This is a genomic window from Azospirillum brasilense (assembly GCF_007827815.1).
In the GTDB taxonomy this organism is placed as follows: domain Bacteria; phylum Pseudomonadota; class Alphaproteobacteria; order Azospirillales; family Azospirillaceae; genus Azospirillum; species Azospirillum brasilense_C.
Genome location: NZ_VITH01000002.1, coordinates 79,678 through 98,768, shown reverse-complemented (window position 1 = coordinate 98,768; position 19,091 = coordinate 79,678). Strand labels below are relative to the sequence as shown.

General features: G+C 70.7%; 19 protein-coding genes and 1 riboswitch. Of the genes, 6 read left to right on the top strand and 13 right to left on the bottom strand.

All coding sequences use genetic code 11. The features are described from left to right. Positions 1 to 12: 12 nt before the first annotated feature. Both FBZ83_RS04385 and crtI read right to left on the bottom strand, forming a co-directional pair. Positions 13 to 1,554 (bottom strand): phytoene desaturase family protein, encoded by a 1,542-nt coding sequence (locus tag FBZ83_RS04385; RefSeq protein WP_145681262.1) that lies wholly within the window; start codon positions 1,552 to 1,554, stop codon positions 13 to 15. Then, the gene (crtI, locus tag FBZ83_RS04380) at positions 1,551 to 3,104 is read right to left on the bottom strand and encodes a phytoene desaturase family protein (protein WP_145681261.1); all 1,554 of its coding nucleotides are present in this window, start codon (positions 3,102 to 3,104) and stop codon (positions 1,551 to 1,553) included. Before crtI ends, FBZ83_RS04385 begins: the two co-directional genes overlap by 4 nt. A gap of 63 nt (positions 3,105 to 3,167) precedes the next feature. On the opposite strand from crtI, the gene FBZ83_RS04375 reads away from it, so the two are divergent. Both FBZ83_RS04375 and FBZ83_RS04370 read left to right on the top strand, forming a co-directional pair. Next, positions 3,168 to 4,640, top strand: a complete 1,473-nt coding sequence (locus FBZ83_RS04375; protein WP_145681260.1) for an aldehyde dehydrogenase family protein — start codon at positions 3,168 to 3,170, stop codon at positions 4,638 to 4,640. 13 nt (positions 4,641 to 4,653) lie between these two features. Further along, complete coding sequence (locus FBZ83_RS04370; protein ID WP_145681259.1) at positions 4,654 to 5,118, top strand: DUF4126 domain-containing protein; 465 nt, start codon at positions 4,654 to 4,656, stop codon at positions 5,116 to 5,118. A gap of 22 nt (positions 5,119 to 5,140) precedes the next feature. On the opposite strand, the gene mtnA is transcribed toward FBZ83_RS04370, so the two are convergent. After that, positions 5,141 to 6,247 carry an S-methyl-5-thioribose-1-phosphate isomerase gene (gene mtnA, locus FBZ83_RS04365; RefSeq protein WP_145681258.1) on the bottom strand — a complete coding sequence of 369 codons (1,107 nt, stop codon included), beginning with the start codon at positions 6,245 to 6,247 and terminating at the stop codon, positions 5,141 to 5,143. A 166-nt stretch (positions 6,248 to 6,413) separates the two neighbouring features. Between mtnA and FBZ83_RS04360 the strand changes: the two genes are divergently transcribed. After that, positions 6,414 to 8,099 (top strand): sensor histidine kinase, encoded by a 1,686-nt coding sequence (locus FBZ83_RS04360; protein ID WP_145681257.1) that lies wholly within the window; start codon positions 6,414 to 6,416, stop codon positions 8,097 to 8,099. A gap of 36 nt (positions 8,100 to 8,135) precedes the next feature. On the opposite strand, the gene FBZ83_RS04355 is transcribed toward FBZ83_RS04360, so the two are convergent. From FBZ83_RS04355 to FBZ83_RS04335, 5 genes are all read right to left on the bottom strand, one after another. Beyond that, positions 8,136 to 8,705 carry a DNA polymerase III gene (locus FBZ83_RS04355; protein WP_247888139.1) on the bottom strand — a complete coding sequence of 190 codons (570 nt, stop codon included), beginning with the start codon at positions 8,703 to 8,705 and terminating at the stop codon, positions 8,136 to 8,138. A gap of 44 nt (positions 8,706 to 8,749) precedes the next feature. After that, positions 8,750 to 10,567 (bottom strand): putative nucleotidyltransferase substrate binding domain-containing protein, encoded by a 1,818-nt coding sequence (locus FBZ83_RS04350; protein WP_247888138.1) that lies wholly within the window; start codon positions 10,565 to 10,567, stop codon positions 8,750 to 8,752. Positions 10,568 to 10,685: 118 nt separating this feature from the next. After that, positions 10,686 to 12,404 (bottom strand): cation acetate symporter, encoded by a 1,719-nt coding sequence (locus FBZ83_RS04345; protein WP_145681255.1) that lies wholly within the window; start codon positions 12,402 to 12,404, stop codon positions 10,686 to 10,688. Then, positions 12,404 to 12,706, bottom strand: a complete 303-nt coding sequence (locus FBZ83_RS04340) for a DUF485 domain-containing protein (protein ID WP_014239204.1) — start codon at positions 12,704 to 12,706, stop codon at positions 12,404 to 12,406. Before FBZ83_RS04340 ends, FBZ83_RS04345 begins: the two co-directional genes overlap by 1 nt. A gap of 218 nt (positions 12,707 to 12,924) precedes the next feature. Next, positions 12,925 to 13,491 carry a DUF1178 family protein gene (locus FBZ83_RS04335; RefSeq protein WP_348982497.1) on the bottom strand — a complete coding sequence of 189 codons (567 nt, stop codon included), beginning with the start codon at positions 13,489 to 13,491 and terminating at the stop codon, positions 12,925 to 12,927. Between the two features lie 89 nt (positions 13,492 to 13,580). Here FBZ83_RS04335 and FBZ83_RS04330 point away from each other — a divergent pair, with 89 nt between their 5' ends. Further along, entirely contained in the window at positions 13,581 to 14,201 is a 621-nt protein-coding gene (locus FBZ83_RS04330; RefSeq protein WP_145681253.1) for a class I SAM-dependent methyltransferase, read from the top strand. 79 nt (positions 14,202 to 14,280) lie between these two features. After that, positions 14,281 to 14,391, top strand: a riboswitch (yybP-ykoY riboswitch). Positions 14,392 to 14,472: 81 nt separating this feature from the next. Next, a complete protein-coding gene (locus FBZ83_RS04325; protein WP_186465974.1) occupies positions 14,473 to 15,051 on the top strand; it encodes a manganese efflux pump MntP in 579 nt (192 codons plus the stop codon). Positions 15,052 to 15,071: 20 nt separating this feature from the next. Here the strand turns inward: FBZ83_RS04325 and FBZ83_RS04320 are convergent, their stop codons facing one another. The 4 genes from FBZ83_RS04320 to FBZ83_RS04305 all read right to left on the bottom strand — a co-directional run bounded on the left by FBZ83_RS04320 (position 15,072) and on the right by FBZ83_RS04305 (position 17,293). Continuing rightward, on the bottom strand, positions 15,072 to 15,908 hold the full coding sequence (locus tag FBZ83_RS04320) for a carbon-nitrogen hydrolase family protein (RefSeq protein WP_145681251.1): 837 nt from the start codon (positions 15,906 to 15,908) through the stop codon (positions 15,072 to 15,074). Beyond that, positions 15,905 to 16,168 carry a glutaredoxin 3 gene (gene grxC / locus FBZ83_RS04315; RefSeq protein WP_014239199.1) on the bottom strand — a complete coding sequence of 88 codons (264 nt, stop codon included), beginning with the start codon at positions 16,166 to 16,168 and terminating at the stop codon, positions 15,905 to 15,907. Before grxC ends, FBZ83_RS04320 begins: the two co-directional genes overlap by 4 nt. 89 nt (positions 16,169 to 16,257) lie before the next feature. Beyond that, positions 16,258 to 17,001 carry a ComF family protein gene (locus FBZ83_RS04310; RefSeq protein ID WP_145681250.1) on the bottom strand — a complete coding sequence of 248 codons (744 nt, stop codon included), beginning with the start codon at positions 16,999 to 17,001 and terminating at the stop codon, positions 16,258 to 16,260. Positions 17,002 to 17,026: 25 nt separating this feature from the next. After that, positions 17,027 to 17,293 carry a flagellar biosynthetic protein FliQ gene (locus tag FBZ83_RS04305; RefSeq protein ID WP_035669536.1) on the bottom strand — a complete coding sequence of 89 codons (267 nt, stop codon included), beginning with the start codon at positions 17,291 to 17,293 and terminating at the stop codon, positions 17,027 to 17,029. A gap of 92 nt (positions 17,294 to 17,385) precedes the next feature. Between FBZ83_RS04305 and FBZ83_RS04300 the strand changes: the two genes are divergently transcribed. Further along, positions 17,386 to 18,282, top strand: a complete 897-nt coding sequence (locus FBZ83_RS04300) for a methyltransferase domain-containing protein (RefSeq protein ID WP_145681249.1) — start codon at positions 17,386 to 17,388, stop codon at positions 18,280 to 18,282. An 18-nt stretch (positions 18,283 to 18,300) separates the two neighbouring features. On the opposite strand, the gene FBZ83_RS04295 is transcribed toward FBZ83_RS04300, so the two are convergent. Beyond that, on the bottom strand, positions 18,301 to 19,068 hold the full coding sequence (locus tag FBZ83_RS04295; protein WP_145681248.1) for a sulfite exporter TauE/SafE family protein: 768 nt from the start codon (positions 19,066 to 19,068) through the stop codon (positions 18,301 to 18,303). Between the last annotated feature and the right edge of the window lie 23 nt (positions 19,069 to 19,091).

Genomic DNA, 19,091 nt, shown 5'->3' with positions numbered 1-19,091 from the left:
CCGGCCCGCCGCTCAGGCGACGGCGCGCAGGTCGCCGTCGCGCGCTCCGCTCCGGAGGTCCTGGTCCAGGCTGTCGGCGGCGATCCAGCCGGACATCAGCACCATCGGCATGCCCGGCCCCGGATGGGCGGCCCCGCCGGCCAGATACAGCCCCTCCACGTCGCGCGACCGATTGCCCGGCTTGAAGGCGCCCATGAAGCGGCCGTGGCTGGCCAGCCCGTAGATGGCGCCGTTCAGCACGCGGTAGCGGTCGTGGATGTCCTGCGGGGTCAGGACGCGCTCGACGCGGATGCGGTCCTCCAGATCGGCCATGCCGGCGGTGCGCTTCAGCTTGTCGAAGACGGTGCGGCGGTAGTCCGGCAGCATCCGCGACCAGTCGTGGTGCGGCCGCAGGTAGGGGGTGTGGACCAGCACATAGAGCGCCTCGCCCCCCGGCGGCGCCACGCCGGGCTCGGTGCGGGCGGGGGCGGCGATGTAGCAGGTCGGGTCGGGCGCCGGCTCGCCGCGGCGGTAGATCCAGTCGAACTCCTCCGCCGGGTCGCGGGAGAAGACGAAGTCGTGGTGCAGCAGGTGGTCGTAGCCGCGGTCGAGCCCGAGATAGAAGACCACGCCCGAACAGGCCGGCTCGTAGCGGCGGCGTTTGCGGAAGCGCTTGGCCGGGGCGCCGCCCACCAGCTCCTCGTAGGTGCGGACGGAATCCATGTTGGAGACCACCGCCGACACCGGGATGCGCTCCCCGCCCTCGGTCTCGACGGCGGTGACGCGCTTGTCGGTCACCTCCAGCCGGCGCACGCCGGTGCCGGTGCGGATCTCGACGCCGAGACGCCGGGCCACCCGCTCCAGCGCCAGCGGAACGGCGCGGGTGCCGCCCATCGGATACCAGACGCCGTCGTTGGTCTGCATGTGGGCGATGGCGCAGAGCACCGCCGGGGAGCCGTAGGGCGACGAGCCGACATACTGGGTGAAATGGTCGAGCATCTGGGCGGCGCGCGCGTCGGGGACGTGGCTGCGGATGGTGCCGGCCACCGTGCTGCCCATGCGCAGCGCCAGCACGTCGGACAGGGTGCTGGTGTTCATGCTGTCGCGGACCTTCAGGGTGTCGCCAAGGTCCTCCACCGACTTCCAGAAGAAGAAGCGCTCGGAGATGCCGTGCAGACGCTCCGACAAGGCCTGGAAGCGGCGGTAGCCCTCCCCAGCGCCGCGGCCGGGGGTCAGCCGGTCCAGCTCCGCCGCCATCGCGCCGATGTTCTCCGACAGGTCGAGCACCGTGCCGTCGTCGAAGAAGCAGCGCCATTGCGGCTCCAGCCGGACCAGCTCCAGCTCGCGGTCGAGGTCGCAGCCGGCCTCCGCCAGGATGCGGCGCAGGACGCGCGGCACCGTCAGGATGGTCGGCCCCATGTCGAAGCGGAAGCCGCCCTCCTCCAGCACCGCCGCCTTGCCGCCGACCCAGCCGTTCTTCTCCAGAAGCACCACCTTGTGGCCGCGCGCCGCCAGAACCACCGCCGACGCCAGCCCGCCCAGGCCGCCGCCGATCACCGCGATCCGATCCGTCATGCCAATCCCCCCGCTACGGCCCGCTTGGGCAGGCTGGACAGTCCCATGGTTTCGCTGCGCCAGGGCGTCGGCAGGCCCAGCTCCGAGGCCAGCAGCCGCGACGTGATGCGCGCGCCTTCGAAGATCACCGGCAGGCCGCTGCCGGGGTGGGTGCCGCCGCCGACCAGATAGACGCCGTCCAGATCCTCGAACCGGTTGTGCGGGCGCAGGTGGAGCATCTGGTCCAGGCTGTGCGCCAGATTGAAGGTGGCGCCGCGGTGCACCGCGAACTGGCGGTCCCAGTCGGCCGGCGTCACCACCCGCTCCACCCGGATGCGGCGCTCCAGGTCGGTCAGGCCGAAGCCGGCCAGCCGGTCGAGCACGAGGCGGCGGTAGCGCGGCGCCTCGGCCGCCCAGTCGATGTGGCCGCGCTGGTGGCCAACCGGCACCAGGATGTAGAGGGTGCTGCCGCCGGGCGGGGCGAGATCCGGGTCGCTGACGCAGGCGTTCTGCACGTAGATCGAAGGGCGGCGCGGCATCTCGCGGCCGTCCTCGATCTCGGCGAGGTTGCGGGCGTAGTCCTCCGCCAGATAGACGGTGTGGTGGTCCAGCCCCTCCACCCGGCCCTCGATCCCGAGATAGAGCATGAAGGTGGAGCAGGAGAATTTCTTGGTGGCGATGCGGGCGTCGGTCCAGCGGCGGCGCAGGTCGTCGGGCACCAGGGTCGTCATCGCGCGCGCGAAGTCGGCGTTGATGACCAGCGCGTCGGCCGGATACTCGCCGGCCTCCGTCCGCACCCCCACGGCGCGGCGGCCCTGGAAGCGGATGTGGCGCACCGTCTCGTTCAGCCGCACGGTGACGCCGAGATCCTCGGCCACCCGCCGCATCGCCTCCATCACCGCCTCGGTGCCGCCGCGCGGGTGGAAGACGCCGTGCTCGTGCTCCAGGAAGGACAGGATGGTGAACAGGCTGGGGCAGCGGAAGGGCGACATGCCCAGATATTTGCTCTGAAAGGAAAAAGCGAGGCGGACGCGCGGGTCCTGGAAGTATCGGGACAGATCGCGGTCGACCGAACGCTGCGGCGAGAGCCGCCCCAGCGCCTTCAGCATCGGCAGCGAGGCCAGCGCCCAGGGGCTGGAGAAGTCGGTCTCCAGGATCGGGCGGAACAGCTCCATCTTCGCCCGGTTGTCGGCCAGGAAGCGCGGCAGACCCTGGGCGTCGCGCGGATTGAGGCGGGCGATCTCCGCCATCAGCGCCTTCATCTCGCCGTGGACCCGCAGCTCCCCGCCGGCCTCGAAGACCAGCCGGTAGAGCGGGTCGAGGCGGATCAGATCGACCTCGTCCGACAGGCGGCGCCCGCAGGCCTCGAAGATCTCCTCCAGGATGCGGGGATACAGGAAGAAGGTCGGGCCGCTGTCGAAGCGGTACCCGTCGAGCGCGAAGCCGGCCGACCGGCCGCCGACGCGGTCCTGCCGTTCCAGCACGGTGACCTTCGCCCCGGTGAGCGCCAGGAGCATCGCGGATGCCAATCCACCCGGCCCAGCGCCAATGATCACGACTTGCCGTTCCATCCGCTTGCCAAACGCTCCCGAGCTGCCGACTTGTGTGAAGGCGGTTACGAACATGGACCGGAAATGGATCACAGCCACAATCACACCCCTCCAGGTGTAACCCCTTGGACAAGCGGGGCCGGCGATCCATTTTCAACTGCGCGCGCGGCGTGGGCCGGCGGCAATACAGGCGAAAGACTGTCCATCATCCGCAAAATCCGCCGCCGCATCGCGGCGGATGCGGAAGATCTCGTGCGAACGCTGGCGACGCGCCCCGGACGCAGCGCGGCCGAGAGCTTGAGCGCGGAAATCCTGCCGCTGGCCGAGGCCTGCCGCTTCCTGGAGCGCGAGGCCGCCGCGCTGCTGGCGCCGCGCCGTCTGGGCGCGCGGGGCCGCCCGGTCTGGCTGTTCGGAGTCGCCGCCGAGGTGTGGCGGGAGCCGTTCGGCACCGTCCTGATCGTCGGCCCGTCCAACTACCCGCTGATGCTGCCGGGGGTGCAGGCGCTCCAGGCGCTGACCGCCGGGAACGCGGTGCTGGTCAAGCCGGCGCCCGGCTGCTCCGCGCCGATGGAGCGGCTGGCCGACTGGCTGGCCGAGGCCGGTCTGCCGGACGGCCTGTTCCAGTTGCTCGACGAATCCCCCGACGCGGTGTCCGACGCGATCACCGCCGGCATCGACAAGCTGGTGCTGACCGGATCAGCCGCCACCGGCCGGGCGGTGGCCCGGCAGCTTGCCGACGGGCTGGTGCCCTCCACCATGGAATTGTCGGGCAACGACGCGGTCTTCGTCCTGCCGGGGGCCGACCTCGGCACGGTCGCCCGCGCGCTGGCCTTCGGCCTGCGCCTCAACGGCTCCGCCACCTGCATCGCGCCGCGCCGGGTCTTCGTGCCGCGCACCCTGGCGGCCGAGCTGGAGGGTGCCCTGACCGCCTGCGTGGCGGCCATCCCGCCGGCGGCGGTGCCCCTGCCGGTGCGGCGCCGGCTGGTCGGGCTGGTCCGCGCGGCGATGGCGGAGGGCGCCCGCCCGCTCGGTCCGCTGCCCGAAGATTCCGACCCGGCGATGGCGCCGCTGATCGTGGCCGACGCGCGGCCGGGCATGGCGCTGCTGCGCGAGGAGCTGTTCGCCCCCATCCTGTCGCTGGTGCCCGTCCGCGACGTCGATGAAGCGCTGGAGGCCGCTGCCCGGAGCCCCTACGCCCTCGGCGCCTCGGTCTTCGGGCCGGAGGCGGAGGCCTGCGCCCTGGCCGGGCGGCTGGACGCCGGGATGGTGACGGTCAACGACCTGATCGTGCCGACCGCCGACCCCCGCCTGCCCTTCAGCGGGCGCCGCGCCAGCGGCTGGGGCGTCACGCGCGGCGCTGAAGGGCTGCTGGAGATGACGCGGGTGAAGACCGTCTCGGTGCGGCGCGGCCGGCGGCTTCCCCACACCGACCCGCCGCGCGACGGCGACGCGGCGCTGATGCTGGCGGCGATCCGCCTGCTCCATGGCGGTCCCGGCACCCGCGCCGGGGTGGTCCGGACCCTGTTCCAGGCTCTGCGCGACCGCCGGACCGACTGACCCGGAGATCTCTGTGACGACTGTTCTGATCCTCGCCGTCCTGATCGGCGCCGTGTCCGGTTCGCGCACCCTGCTGGGGCCGGCGGCGGTCTCCTGGGCCGCCTATGGCGGCTGGCTCGACCTGTCGGGAAGCTGGCTGTTCTTCCTCGGCCACCCGGTGTCGCCCTGGGTCTTCACCGCGCTGGCGGTGGGGGAGCTGGTCACCGACAAGCTGCCGACCACCCCCAGCCGCAAGCGCCCCTTCCCGTTCGCCAGCCGCATCGCCGGCGGCGCCATCGCGGGGGCGGCCATCGGCGCGAACGCGGGCGCGTGGGTTCCCGGCCTGATTGCCGGCGGGCTGGGCGCGGTCGCCGGCACGCTCCTGTGCTACGAGGCGCGCCGGCGCTTGGCCGCCGCCTTCGGCCGCGACCGGCCGGCGGCGCTGATCGAGGACGCGGTGGCGCTCACCGTCGCGCTGCTCGTCGTCGCCGCGGCGTAAGCGGCTTTTCGGAAAGAGGACGTCAGCGCGCCGCGCCGACCTGCTCCGGGAACAGACCCAGCAGCCCCTCCCGGCTCGCCGGGCAGACGCCGCGCTCGGTCACCAGACCGGTCACCAGACGGGCCGGGGTGACGTCGAAGCCGTAATTGACCGCCGGGCTGCCGGCCGGGGTGACGCGGATGGTCTCGATCCGCCCGTCGGCGGTGATGCCGGTCAGCTCGGTCACCTCGCGGGCGTCGCGCTCCTCGATGGGGATTTCCTTCACCCCGTCCGCCATGCCCCAGTCAATGGTCGGCGAGGGCAGCGCGACGTAGAAGGGCACGCCGTTGTCGTGGGCGGCCAGCGCCTTCAGGTAGGTGCCGATCTTGTTGCAGACGTCGCCGGTCGCCGTGGTGCGGTCGGTGCCGACGATGCACAGGTCGACCATGCCGTGCTGCATCAGATGACCGCCGGTGTTGTCGACCACCACCGTGTGGGGCACGCCGTGGCGGTTCAGCTCCCAGGCGGTCAGGCTGGCGCCCTGGTTGCGCGGGCGCGTCTCGTCCACCCAGACATGCAGGCGGATGCCCTCCTCGAAGGCGACATAGACCGGGGCCAGCGCCGTACCCCAGTCGACGGTGGCGAGCCAGCCGGCGTTGCAGTGGGTCAGCACGTTCACCGGCTCGCCCGGGGCCTTGTGCCGGGCGGCTTCGCGGATCAGGGCGGCGCCATGCTCGCCGATGGCACGGTTGATGGCGATGTCCTCGTCGCAGACCGCGGCGGCCTCGGCGTAGGCGGCCTCGGCGCGGGCGGCGGGCGGCAGCGGCGCCAGACGGCCGCGCATCCGCTCCAGCGCCCAGCGCAGGTTGACCGCGGTCGGGCGGGTGGCGAGCAGCCGGGCATGGGCCGCCTCCAGCGCCGCGTCGGACGGGTCGGCCCGCATGGCCAGAGCGACGCCGTAGGCGGCGGTCGCCCCGATCAGCGGCGCCCCGCGCACCAGCATGGCGCGGATGGCGTGGGCGGCCTCGTCGAGGTCGGTCAGCCGCGCGACGGCGAAATCATGCGGCATCCGCGTCTGGTCGATGATCTCCACCGACCAGCCGTCCTGCGCCAGCCAGATGGTCCGGTAGGCCGTGCCGTCGATTTTCATACGCCATACTCCCCGCGCTCGATGCCGCTTCGGCCTTTCGGCCCGGCGCGACAATAGGGGGTGGCGCGGCGCGGTTCAACGGGCGTACCCAGGGAACAGGAGCCTGCAAAAAAGTGTTGGTCCGCCACGAAAGCCACCACCCGCCATGCCCCGAAGCACCCTTCCCATGCCCCTGCGCGCCCTCCGTTCCAAAGGTTCCCCTCTGCTCTACCGGATGCCGGGGTCGGCGCTGGTCCTGATGGTCTGCGCGGTGGCGCTGCTTCTGACGCTCGGGCTGTCGGCCAGCTTCGCCTTGCGCGACCGGGCAGCGGCCCTGCAGCACGCCCAGGACACCGCCGGCAACGCCAGCCTGCTGGTGGCCGAACACGCGGCCCGGCTGGTGGAGACCAGCGACCTGATCCTGAAGCAGGCGGTCCAGCTCGCCGGACCGGCGGACGCCCCGCTGCCCAGCGACCGAGCGGCCTGGGAGCGCTACGCGGGGCTGGTGCGGGGCACGCCCTATCTGGTGTCGATCTGGCTGTTCGACGCCGAGGGGAACGCCGTCCTGAGCACCCGCCGCTTCCCAACCCCGGCGATGAACGTCGCCGACCGCGACTATTTCGAGGCCCAGCGGGCGGGCGGCAGCGCGGCGGGCGGCCGTCTGTTCATCACCGCCCTGGACAACAGCCGCTTCACCCAGGAGCCGCTGATCCTGCTCTCGCGCCCGCTGGCTGCCGCACCGGGACAATTCCGCGGCGTCGCCCTGGTCGCCGTCTCGCCGCGCTACGTCCGCGACATCTACAAGAGCTTCGATTTCGACTACGCCCGCTCCATCACCCTGCGCCGGGCCGACGGCACGGTGCTGCTGCACGAGACCCAGGGGCCGGACGCCACCGACAGCGCCCCGGCGGAGGCCGCCGGCGAGCCGGAAATCTCCGCGCTGCGCCGGGTGGACAGCGTGCCCGTGACCGCCGAGGTGGCCATCCCGGTGAGCAGCGTCATGGAGCGCTGGCGCGGGCAGCTCTGGACCTACATCTCCTACGCGCTGGCGGCTCTGGCCGCGGTGTCGGTGATCGGCGGGATGGCCCTGCAGCGCGCCCGGCGGGAGCGGCAGGCGGAGAACGCGCTCCAGCACGCCTACGACACGCTGGAGGAGCGGGTCCACCAGCGCACGGCGGAGCTGGAACAGACCAACGCCCAGCTCGAAACCGCGGTGACCGACAAGGAGATCCTGCTGAAGGAGGTCCAGCACCGGGTGAAGAACAACCTCCAGGTCATCTGCAGCCTGCTGCGCCTCCAGGCCGCCCGCATCGACGAGCCGGCCCGCCGCGCCTTCGACGAGAGCCTGCGCCGCATCCAGTGCATGAGCCTGATGCAGGAACTGCTCTACCGCTCCGACCAGCCGGCGCGCATCGACTTCGCCGATTACCTGCGCCAGCTCTGCGACGGGCTGGTCCGCTCAACCAACCCGACCGGCGCGCGGCTGACGGTGAACGCCCCCCAGCCCTGGAGCCTGGACGTCGATCAGGCCACCCCGCTCGCCCTGATCGCCAGCGAACTGGTCTCCAACGCGCTGCTCCACGCCTTCCCCCTCGGCCATCCCGGCACGATCACGGTCGAGCTGCTGCCGGAGGGAAGCGAGGGCATGCGGATGGTGGTGCGCGACGACGGCACCGGCCTTCCACCCGATCCGTCCACGCAGAACCGCGCGAACGAGAAGCGCCAGAGCGGTCTGGGGCTGGTTTTGGTGAAGGCGCTGGCCCAGCAGGCCGGGGCGCAGGTGACCATCGATCGCCAGCCGGACGGCGGGCCGGGCACCCGCTTCATCGTGTCGGTGCCGACCCTCGCCAAGACGCAGACGAAAGCCGCCTGAAGGGATTGCCTGAAGGGGGGCGCCTGAGATGCGGCGTCAGGGCCGCGGCGGCTCCAGGCGCAGATAGACCATGGCGGAAGCGAGCGCGCTGGCGTAGGCGTCCTCCCCGGCGCGCGGCGGCAGGTCGAGGTCGCGCAGGATGCTGTCCAGCCGCAGATCGACCGCGTATTTGCCGGGCGCCTTGGCCTTGCGGCCGTAATAAAGGCTGGACACTTCGATGCGCTGGTTCGGCAGGGCCATGCCGACCATCGGCTGCACCAGCCGGTCGAGAAGCCCCACAGTGAAATCCAGGTAATAGCCGACCAGCGGCCGGTTGCCGATGAAGGCCAGCAGGCGGGACAGCGCCGGCTCCGCCGGTTCGGTGGGCCAGAAGGAGAGGATCAGGCGCTGGCTGGTCAGGACGCGCCCGCCGCGGATGCGCAGCGCCGCGACGCTGCGCAGATCGGCCGTGGCCGCGTCAAAGGAGGTGGCCTCGCAATGGATCGCCACCCGCTCCCCGCTCTCCTCCCCCGACAGCAGCAGGGCACGGTCGGGGTGTTCGGGCATCGCCGGAACGGACGGCGCCCCCCCGTTGGCGACCACGCTGGCAATGGTTTCGGTCGGCATGCCGCCTCCTCTCCCCGCGCGCCCGGCGGGGCAATGGTTCAGGGTCAGTGGTTCAGGTGGAAGTGGTAGGCGAGCAGTTCCTTGAACTTCTTCACCAGCGCCAGACAGTCCTTGAACTGGTCGCGGTCGAGCTTCCCCAGGGAGTCTGTGCGGACGAGGTTGTCGGTCTGGGTGCCCGACACGCTGCCGTCCAGCCCGGCCTTCAGCCGCAGCGTCGACAGGAAGGTGAAGGCGTCGGCCAGTTCCCCCGCCATGCCGCGGTCGAGAACGCCCTGGTCGGCGAGCGCCCAGATGCGTTCGGTCGTGTTGGTCTCCGCCATGTGCTTCTCCAGCGCCAGCGCGCGGACGCCGTGGACGATGGGAAAGATGCCGGCCTTCTTGATGTCCACCGCCTCGCTGCGGCGCCGCTCGAACAGGCCGCCGAACAGACTCGACGGCGTGTCGAAGGCGAGCGCCGGGCGGGCGAAGGCGGTGAAGAACATCTGGTTGTCCTGCAGCCGGCCGAGCAGGTAGCCCTTCGCCTCGGCCAGCAGGGTGGCGTCCCCGGCCACCGCCGCCGCGTCGTAGAAGATGGCGAGATTCATCTGCGCCGCCTCGTCGGGGCGGTGGATCCAGTGGAAGAGGGAATCCTTGTATTGCGCCAGCGGGCGCGTCCAGTCCGGGTTGGACACCATGATGCGCCCCGGGCAGGGCGGGTAGCCGAACGCGACCAGATGGCGGGTGAAGGCGTCGGTCACCTGCGGCAGCGTCGGGCAGTCGTAACCGTCGCGCAGGATCAGCCCGTTGTCCTGGTCGGTCTTCAGAAGCTGCTCGCCGCGCCCTTCACTGCCCATCACGATCAGGCAGGCGTTGGCCAGCAGGTCCGGCGGCGCCAGCAGTTCGAACAGGCGGCGGAAGATCTTGCGGTTCAGCTCGGTCACGAGGTCGGCGATGAAGGACACCTTGACGCCCGTGCCGTGCAGCGTGCGGATCAGCCCGACGATGTCCTGGCTGGCCCGGCCGAGGTCCTCCGGCGTGGCGGCGCGCTCGACCTTGAGCGCGACGACCTGGGAATGGTTGGAGAGGACGGCCAGCAGGTCGGTCTGCTCCAGCAGGCCGGCGACCGCCCCCTGCTCGGTGATGACCAGACGGCGCACCGAATGCTTGGTCATCAGGATCAGCGCGTTGAACAGCAGGTCGTCGCGGTCCAGCGCCAGCAGCTCGTAGCGGGCGAGCGGCCCGACCGGGCTGTCCACCGGCCGCCCCTCCAGCACCACAAGGTCGCGCAGGTCGGTGCCGGTCAGGATGCCGATGCGACCCCCCTTTTTCGGATCGCCGTCGCGGACCAGCACGCTGCTCGCCTGGTCCCGCTTCATCGCCGCCGCCGCGTCGCGCAGGGACGCCCCGGCCTCGACGAAGACCGGCGGGTGCAGGTAGGCCTGCCGGATGCGCGCCATCGTCAGCGCGGCGGTCTCGCGGTTGGACCGCTCGTTGGCCAGCGCGCTCAGCCGGTCGGCGAACCCCTGCTGGATCACCGCGCCGAAGGCGGCGTTCTCGTGCGCCAGTTCGAGAAGGATCGGGCGGGGCACCAGATCGCACAGCGTGTCCTCCGCCGCGACGAAGCTGCGCGCCTGCCCGTCGGAGAACAGAGCCTGAAGGTCGAAGCTGTCGTGGGCGCCGTGCACCGCCACCACCTCGCCGCCGCGGCGTTCGTGGACCAGCCCCTGCCGCACCACGAACAGGCAATCCGCCGGCTCGTCCCGGCTCAGGATCACCCCGTCCCGCGCGTAGACGCCGAGGTCGAGCGCCGCGGCGAGCCGCTGCCGCTGCTCCGGCGTCAGGCGGTCGAAGGGCGGAACGGAAAAATCGAAGGCGTCGGACAAAACCCGCTCCACGAACCGGTGGGGTGAATAAAAAAGGCGCCCCAAGACCGCGGTCTTGAGGCGCCTTGAAGATTACACCAGCCCCTTCATCTGCGGAAGGCGGGTGCGACCATTCGCTTTAGTGAGCGGAAGCCCCTTCGGCGCCCAGGCCGGTCTGCGACCGGATGTACTGGGCCTTGTAGGCCTCGCGCTCGTCCTGCGCCGCCTTGCTGTTGTCGGTGATCGAGAAGAACCAGATCGCCAGGAACGACAGCGGGATGGTGAAGACGCCCGGGTTGTCGTACGGGAAGAGGGCGGCCGGGTTGCCCAGCACCGACTTCCACACGGTCGGACCCATGATCAGCAGGCTGACCGACGAGACCAGCCCGATCCAGCCGCCGAGAACGGCGCCGCGGGTGGTCATCCGGCTCCAGAACATCGACATCAACAGAACCGGGAAGTTCGCCGAGGCCGCGATCACGAAGGCGAGGCCGACCATGAAGGCGACATTCTGGTTCTCGAAGGCGATGCCGAGGAAGATCGAGACGATGCCGATGACCACGGTGGTGATCTTCGACACGCGGATCTCGTCATGCTCCGACGCGCGGCCCTTGGCGATCACCGAGGCGTACAGGTCGTGCGACACGGCCGAGGCGCCGGCCAGCGTCAGGCCCGCGACCACCGCGAGGATGGTGGCGAAGGCCACGGCCGAGATGAAGCCGAAGAACAGGTCGCCGCCCACTGCGTGCGCGGTGTGGATGGCCGCCATGTTGGAGCCGCCGATGATCATCGACGGGTTGGGCTTGCCGCCCGCCGCCGCCAGCTTGGCCGCGTCGAGGAACGGATAGGCGCCGGTGGCGTCCGGGGCCAGCAGCAGCACGATGGCGCCGAAGCCGATGATGAAGGTCAGGATGTAGAAGTAGCCGATGAAGCCGGTCGCGTAGAACACCGACTTGCGGGCCTCCTTGGCGTCCGACACCGTGAAGAAGCGCATCAGGATGTGCGGCAGGCCGGCGGTGCCGAACATCAGCGCCATGCCCAGCGAGATTGCCGAGACCGGGTCGGTGATGAGGGCGCCCGGCGCCATGATGCCGGTCGCCTTCGGGTGGACCTGCGTGGCCGTGGCGAACATCGCCTCCGGGCTGAAGCCGAACTTGGCGAGCACCGCGAAGGCCATGAAGGAGGCGCCCGACAGCAGCAGAACCGCCTTGATGATCTGCACCCAGGTGGTGGCGAGCATGCCGCCGAAGGTCACGTAGGCGATCATCAGGACGCCGACGATCACCACCGCCCACAGGTAGTCCATGCCGAACAGCAGCTGGATCAGCTTGCCGGCGCCGACCATCTGGGCGATCAGGTAGAAGGTCACCGTGGCGAGCGAGCCGCAGGCGGCCATCGTGCGCATCGGGGTCTGCTGGAAGCGGTAGGAGGCGACGTCGGCGAAGGTGTATTTGCCGAGGTTGCGCAGGCGCTCAGCGACCAGGAACAGGATGATCGGCCAGCCGACCAGCCAGCCCACCGAGAAGATCAGGCCGTCGAAGCCGGAGGTGTAGACGAGGCCGGCGATGCCGAGGAAGGACGCCGCCGACATGTAGTCGCCGGCGATGGCGAGGCCGTTCTGGAAGCCGGTGATGCCGCCGCCCGCGGCGTAGAAGTCCTTCGCCGACTTCGTGCGGCGCGCCGCCCAGTAGGTGATGCCGAGCGTGGCCAGCACGAAGACCAGGAACATGACGATCGCTTCGAAATTCGTCGCCTGCTTCTGGACCGGGCCTTCGACCGCCGCCGCGTGCACCGACGCGGGGATGAGCGCGCCGGCCGCGACGGCCGCAGCGCCCACACGATTGACCAGCGAACGCATCACTTCGACTCCTCCATGATCTGCCGGTTCAGCTCATCGAACTCGCCGTTCGCCCGATGCACGTAGATGCCGGTCAGGATGAACGCCGAGATGATGGTGAAGAGGCCGACGGGGATACCCCAGGTGGTCACGCCACTGCCGATCGGGGTACCCAGGAACCCCTTGCCGAAGGCGACCAGCAGGATGAAGCCGAAGTAGATGACGAGCATGGCGATCGAAAGCGTCCACGCGAATGCGCTACGCTTCTGCACCAGCTCCTGAAACTTGGGATTCGCGAGAATCCTCTGAGCGTTTTCTTTCATAGTGCGTCCCCTCGCGAGTGCCGAGCGATTTTTGCAAGGTCATATTAGACACTCGGGCCATATGGTCTTTGTAACGAACTATCCCGTCAACAACTTTGATGCAGGCCAACCGCTAAAAAGCGCCTTGACGCAGCCCGCGGCCGTTGTTCCGGAGGTTCGTTCACTAACCCATGGCAGCGAAAGGGCAATGGGGGCACGAAATATTGTGAAGCGTGGGCTTAAGAATTGGTGCGCGGAAGCCAAGGTATGCGACCAAAAGTCACACCTTCCTCCTTCAACTCCTCCGCTTCCTTGTCCGTTGCCTCGCCATAGATCCCGCGCGGATCGGTTTCGCCATAATGGATGCGCCGCGCCTCTTCAGCGAAGCGGTCCCCGACGTAATCGCAATTCGTTTCAACCGTGCGGCGAACTTCCGTCAAATGACGCATGACTTCCGCCGCGAAACGCTCGCGCAGTTCCGCCGGCACCGACGGGGGTGCGGACGCCGGGGGAGCGGCCGGGGCCGCCGCGCCGCCGCCCGCCACGGGCGCGGCCTCCGGCGCGCTGCCCTCCCGGGCCGGGTCGTCCTTGGCGCGGCCCCCTTTGGCGATGCGCGGGGCCATGGGGGCCTTGGTGATGTGCGTGTCGCCGCAGACCGGGCAGGCGATGGCCTTCGCGGCGGCCTGCGTCTCGTAGGCGTCGCCGTTGCGGAACCAGGCTTCGAACCGATGGTCGGCCGTGCATTTCAGAACGAAGAGGATCATGTCCCCGTCGGATGCTCCAGGATGAGAAGACCGGATGGTCATGATATACGGTCGGTGACCGCTTGCCAGTTCAGCACGACGCCGGCGTCGCGGTCAAACACACGTCATGAAAGAGCGGAAGGATCCGTCCCTTGTCCACACCGCCGTCCACACCGCCGTCCACCTCCGGTTCGCCGCACGCCGCGATCAGCCCACCCTCCCCCTGGGTCGCGCGCTTCGCGCCGCTGGTGCGGGCGGGCGGCCCGGTCCTCGACCTCGCCTGCGGGTCGGGACGGCACCTGCGGCTGTTCCAGGGGCGCAATCACCCGGTGGTCGGGCTGGACCGCGACCTGCGCGGCGTGGCCGACCTGTCCGGGGCGGCGGGGGTAGAGCTGGTGGAGGCCGATCTGGAGAGCGGAGCGCCGGTGCCGCTGCTGCGCGACCGCCGCTTTGCCGCGATCGTGGTGACCAACTACCTGCACCGCCCGCTGTTCCCTGCGCTCCTCGACGCGCTGGAACCGGGCGGCCTTCTCCTTTATGAGACCTTCGCCCTGGGCAACGCCCGCTTCGGCCGCCCCGCCTCCCCCGCCTTCCTGCTGCGCAGCGGCGAACTTCTGGAGGTGGCGCGCGGGCGTCTCCAGGTCGTCGCCTACGAGCATGGCGAGGTCGCCTCGCCCAAGGCCGCGGTGGTGCAGCGGCTGTGCGCCGTCAACGACCTGCAGGCCGGAAGCGGCCTGGACGGCGACCCGGAGCCCCGCCCCCTGCCGACCTGACGGCCGCATCCCGCGAACATTACAAACCATTCAACATCTGTTCATATGAATTGACGCTTGGGAACGGGGTGGCTAGGGTCCGCCCGCGTTTTTGGGGAGTAACCGTCCTTCGCCGCGCGGCGGAGGAGCCTGCGTCAACAGACTCGGTCCAGGCGACCGTGGCGCAGACGGCACCGGCGGGACCGGGCTTGGTGAGACCAACGGCGCGACGTCCCGGAGGGCCATGGGACCGTCGCGCCGTCGGTCCGTCTTGGCCCAGGGGATTCCCGGTTTGACCGCAACCACTCTTCTGCTTCTCGGCTTCAGCCTGTCGGTGGACGCCTTCGCCGCCGCCATCGGCAAGGGCGCGGCGAGCGAGCGCGCGCGGCTGGTTGATGCGCTCCGCGTCGGCGCCTATTTCGGTTTCTTCGAAGCGATCACCCCGGCGCTGGGCTGGATGGTCGGCGTCGCCGTCAGCGCGTGGATCGCCAGCGTCGACCACTGGGTCGCCTTCGGGCTGCTCGCCCTGGTCGGCGGCAACATGATCCGCCAGGGCATGAGGCCGGAGACCGCAGCGGAGTCCGGGGAACAGCCGGCGCGCAAAAGCCAGCTCGGCCCGATGCAGCTCGTCCTCACCGCGCTGGCGACCAGCATCGACGCCAGCGCGGTCGGGGTCAGCCTCGCCGTGGTCGACGTGAACATCGTCCAGGCCTGCGTCATCATCGGCCTGGTGACCGCGGTCATGGCCTTCGGCGGCGTGCTGATCGGGCGCAAGGCCGGCCCGCTGCTCGGCCGCAAGGCGGAGATCCTCGGCGGCCTCGCCCTTCTGGGCATCGGCACCAAGATCCTGGTCGAACACACGCTGTTCTGACCCCTCCCGGTGCCGCCCCGTCAGAATCCAACACGATCCAGCGTGAAGGCCCGGTCGTGGCTCAGGGCCGGCACCATGCGGCGGGCCTCCTCGACGCGGGCCATGTCCAGCTCCGCCAGGACGAAGCCCACCGCCTCCCCGGCGTCGGCCAGCACCTCGCCCCAGGGGGCGACGATCAGGGAATGGCCGTAGGTCAGCCGTCCCTGGTCGTGGCTGCCGGTCTGGGCCGGGGCGAGGACGAAGCAGCCCGTCTCGATGGCGCGGGCGCGCAGCAGCGTGTGCCAGTGCGCCCGCCCGGTCGGCACTGTGAAGGCCGCCGGCACCGTCAGGATCGACGCCCCCGCCTGGGCCAGAGCCCGGTAGAGATAGGCGAAGCGCAGGTCGTAGCAGACGGTCATGCCAACCCCGCCCCAGGGCGTGGCGGCCAGGACCGCGCGGTCGCCGGGCCGGAAGGTCGCGGATTCGCGGTAGCTCTCCCCGCCCTTCAGGTCCACGTCGAACATGTGGAGCTTGTCGTAATGGGCGACGGCCCGCCCCTCGGCGTCGAACAGGTAACTGCGGTTGGCCACCCGCCCGTCGTCGAGCAGGACGCCCAGAGTCCCGGCGAGCAGCCAGGCCCCGGTTTCCCGCGCCAGATCGGCGAAGAATGGGATCGCCGGATGCTCGTCGGCCGTCCTCACCCGCTCCAGCACCTTGGCGCGGCCCTGGACGATCATGCTGACATTCTCGGGCAGGGCGATGAAGTCCGCCCCGGCGTCGCGCGCCCGGCGGACCAGATCGCCCGCCGCCTGAAGGTTCGGAAGGATTTCCGTGCCCGCGTTGACCTGGACGCAGGCGGCCTTCAGGACGCCGCTCATCCCCCGATTCCCAGGATCGGGTCGAGCTTGCCGGCGCGGTCCAGCGCGTGGATGTCGTCGGAGCCGCCGTAGGGCTTGCCGTCGATGAAGACCTGCGGGACGGTCATGCGCCCCTCGGCCCGCTGCACCATCTCCTCGCGGCGGCCCGGCTGCATGTAGAGGTCGATCTCCTCATACGCCACCCCCTTGCTGTCGAGCAGACGCTTCGCGCGCGAGCAGTAGGGGCAGAAGGGCGTGGTGTAGATGACGACGTCGGCCATGCGGAGGGCTCCTTGGCTGTTTTGAACGGTTATAAGATCAACCGCCGTAGGGCGTCACCCGTTACGTTGTCATGGCTCACGTTCCCGGCTCACGTCTTGACGACGCGCGCCAGGGTCAACGCGTCCACCCGCTCCGCCCCGGCGCGCAGCAGAACCCGCGCGCATTCCGACAGGGTGGCCCCGGTGGTCAGCACGTCGTCGACCAGGACAATCCGCTTGCCCGCCACCCGCGGCTCCAGCCCCGGCCGAACCGCGAAGGCCCCCTTGACGTTCCGCCACCGCCCCGAGCGGTCGAGCCCGCCCTGCGACGGGGTGGACCGGCGGCGGACCAGCAGGTCGGGAATCACCGGGCGCCCGGCCTGCCGGCCCGCCGCCTGGGCGAGCAGGGCCGCCTGGTTGTAGCGGCGCCGGAACAGCCGCAGCCGGTGCAGCGGCACCGGCGCCAGCAGGTCGGCATCGGCCAGCAGCTCCGCCCCGGCGCGGGCCATCCAGGCGCCGTAGGCTCCGGCGGCGTGGATGCGGTCGCCGTGCTTGAATCCCAGGACCAGCGGGCGGCTGCCGTCGTCATAGGCCAGGACGGCGCGGGCGCGGGTGAAGAGCGGCGGCTCGGCGATGCAGGCGCCGCACAGCGGCTCCCCCTCCAGCGCGAAGTCGAAGGGCGTGCCGCAACACGCGCAAGCGGGCGGCGCGATGAAGGTCAGCCCGCTCCAGCACGGCGCGCAGAGGCCGCCCTGCCGGTCCACCGCCCCGCCGCAGCACAGGCAGCGCGGCGGCAGCAGCGTGTCGAGAATTCCCCCCAGAACCCTGGTCGCCAGCCGCTGCGGAAGGGCCATGGCGGCGCGCCCCCCTCCGTTGAACTCAGTTCAGGCCGGCGATGCGGTCGAAGATGACGAAGGTGTAGTCGCGCAGCGCGATGTAGATCGCCGGACCGGTGATGAACAGGATGGCCAGCGTCGCGAAGATCTTGAGGTCCTGCTGCAACGTCGATTCGTTGATGTTGGTCGCCTGCTGGAAGATGGTCAGCAGCATGCCGAGCACCGTGGTGACGACGAGGACCGGGGTGGTGATCTTGATGATGACGATCAGCGCCTCATAGGTGGCGCCGATGGCTTCCTCGATGCCCATGGCAAGCTCCCGCAGGTTCGCGGCCGACCATAGCACGGTGCCACCCATTCGCCGATGGTTGTAGCCCGCCGGGGCTGGGCTATATTGCGGGCATGACCACGCCCGACAGCATGACCGTCTTCGACCGCGCGCTCGTCCGCCGCCGCCGCGACCGCGCCGTCCCCGCCTTTGCCGAGCACGCCTTCCTGTTCGAGGAGGTGGCCGAACGCCTCGTCGACCGGCTGGAGGATGTGGCCCGGCCCTTTCCCACCGCGCTCGACCTCGGCGCCCACGACGGGGTGATGGGGCGGACGCTGCGCGGCCGCAAGGGCGTCGAGACGCTGGTCGCCTGCGACCTCTCCCCCGGCTTCGCCCGGCGGGCCGGGCCGCTGGCCGTCGCCGCCGACGAGGAGTTCCTGCCCTTCGTGCCGGAGACCTTCGACCTCGTGGTCAGCAACCTCAGCCTCCACTGGGTCAACGACCTGCCCGGCGCGCTGGTCCAGGTGCGGCAGGCGCTGAAGCCCGACGGTTTCTTCTGCGCCGCCATGCTGGGCGGGGAAACGCTGCTGGAGCTGCGCCGCTGCCTGTACGAGGCGGAGATGGAGGTGGCCGGCGGCGTGTCGCCCCGCGTGTCGCCCTTCGCCGAGATCCGCGACGTCGGCGGGCTGATGCAGCGCGCCGGGTTCGCCCTGCCGGTGGTGGACAGCGACGTCATCACCGTCACCTACAGCGACGCCTTCCGCCTGATGCGCGACCTGCGCGGCATGGGCGAGACCAACGCCGTCCTGGCCCGCCGCAAGGTGCCGGCCACCCGCGCCCTGCTGTTCGACGCCGCCCGCCGCTACGCCGAGCGCTACGCCGAGCCGGACGGCCGCATCGAGGCGACCTTCCAGATCCTTTACCTCGCCGGCTGGTCGCCGCACGAGAGCCAGCAGCAGCCGCTCAAGCCCGGCTGCGGCGAGGTCCCGCTGGGCGAGGCGCTGAAGGGATCGGCGGAGAAGCTCCAGTAAACCAGAGCGGGACGGCGTTCACCCGATCATCCGGATCGCCATCCAGCCGAGCACCCCGGCGTTCACCACCATGATGACCGGCGCCGCCCGCGCCACCGCGGAGCGCCACGTGCGCCCCGCGAGATGGCCGGCGAGGCCGACCGCCAGCAGGCTCGGCAGCGTGCCCAGCGCGAAGGCCGCCATGCCCAGCGCGCCGGTCAGCGCGCTGCCGCTGGCCGCGGCCACCGCCACGGCGCCGTAGAGAAGGCCGCAGGGGATGAAGCCGAGCGCCAGCCCCAGCCCGTAGCCGCGCCAGCCCGTGGGGTTGCCGAACAGCGGGCGGGCCAGCCGGGAGACCCGGTCGCCCCACCAGCGCTGCACCGCGCCATCGAGCTTGGGCACCCAGGCGGTCAGCCCCTTCACCGCATAGCCGAGGAAGAACAGCGCCGCGAAGGCCAGCAGCGCCACCGACAACCATTTCAGCCCCGGCAGCGCCCCGACATGGCCGGCGACCGCCGCCGCCGCCGCGCCGATCAGCGTGTAGGTGGTGCCGCGCCCCAGATGGTAGGGCAGCACCGCCGCCCCGGTCAGCCGATGGAACTCGCTCATCCGCGAGGCCGGGACCTGCTCCAGCCGGGCGGTGACCTGAGCCAGGACGAAGGGGCCGCACATGCCCGCGCAATGGGTCGATCCCCCGACCAGCCCGGCGGTCAGCAGCGCGACCAGCAGCCCGCCGTCGCGGTCGATGACGACGGCGCACTGGTTGAGGCCGGCGTCGAGAAGCGTCAGGGCCGAGTGGGCGTCCAAGGCGGACCTCCGGTTGGAAGACC

What these genes read in the sequence shown, in the direction of transcription:
- FBZ83_RS04385 (WP_145681262.1), bottom strand. Translation starts at nt 1,554, where the DNA reads ATGACGGATCGGATCGCGGTGATCGGCGGCGGCCTGGGCGGGCTGGCG.
- crtI (WP_145681261.1), bottom strand. Translation starts at nt 3,104, where the DNA reads ATGGAACGGCAAGTCGTGATCATTGGCGCTGGGCCGGGTGGATTGGCA.
- FBZ83_RS04375 (WP_145681260.1), top strand. Translation starts at nt 3,168, where the DNA reads ATGGATCACAGCCACAATCACACCCCTCCAGGTGTAACCCCTTGGACA.
- mtnA (WP_145681258.1), bottom strand. Translation starts at nt 6,247, where the DNA reads ATGAAAATCGACGGCACGGCCTACCGGACCATCTGGCTGGCGCAGGAC.
- FBZ83_RS04360 (WP_145681257.1), top strand. Translation starts at nt 6,414, where the DNA reads ATGCCCCTGCGCGCCCTCCGTTCCAAAGGTTCCCCTCTGCTCTACCGG.
- FBZ83_RS04355 (WP_247888139.1), bottom strand. Translation starts at nt 8,705, where the DNA reads ATGCCGACCGAAACCATTGCCAGCGTGGTCGCCAACGGGGGGGCGCCG.
- FBZ83_RS04345 (WP_145681255.1), bottom strand. Translation starts at nt 12,404, where the DNA reads ATGCGTTCGCTGGTCAATCGTGTGGGCGCTGCGGCCGTCGCGGCCGGC.
- FBZ83_RS04340 (WP_014239204.1), bottom strand. Translation starts at nt 12,706, where the DNA reads ATGAAAGAAAACGCTCAGAGGATTCTCGCGAATCCCAAGTTTCAGGAG.
- FBZ83_RS04335 (WP_348982497.1), bottom strand. Translation starts at nt 13,491, where the DNA reads ATGACCATCCGGTCTTCTCATCCTGGAGCATCCGACGGGGACATGATC.
- FBZ83_RS04320 (WP_145681251.1), bottom strand. Translation starts at nt 15,908, where the DNA reads ATGAGCGGCGTCCTGAAGGCCGCCTGCGTCCAGGTCAACGCGGGCACG.
- grxC (WP_014239199.1), bottom strand. Translation starts at nt 16,168, where the DNA reads ATGGCCGACGTCGTCATCTACACCACGCCCTTCTGCCCCTACTGCTCG.
- FBZ83_RS04310 (WP_145681250.1), bottom strand. Translation starts at nt 17,001, where the DNA reads ATGGCCCTTCCGCAGCGGCTGGCGACCAGGGTTCTGGGGGGAATTCTC.
- FBZ83_RS04305 (WP_035669536.1), bottom strand. Translation starts at nt 17,293, where the DNA reads ATGGGCATCGAGGAAGCCATCGGCGCCACCTATGAGGCGCTGATCGTC.
- FBZ83_RS04300 (WP_145681249.1), top strand. Translation starts at nt 17,386, where the DNA reads ATGACCACGCCCGACAGCATGACCGTCTTCGACCGCGCGCTCGTCCGC.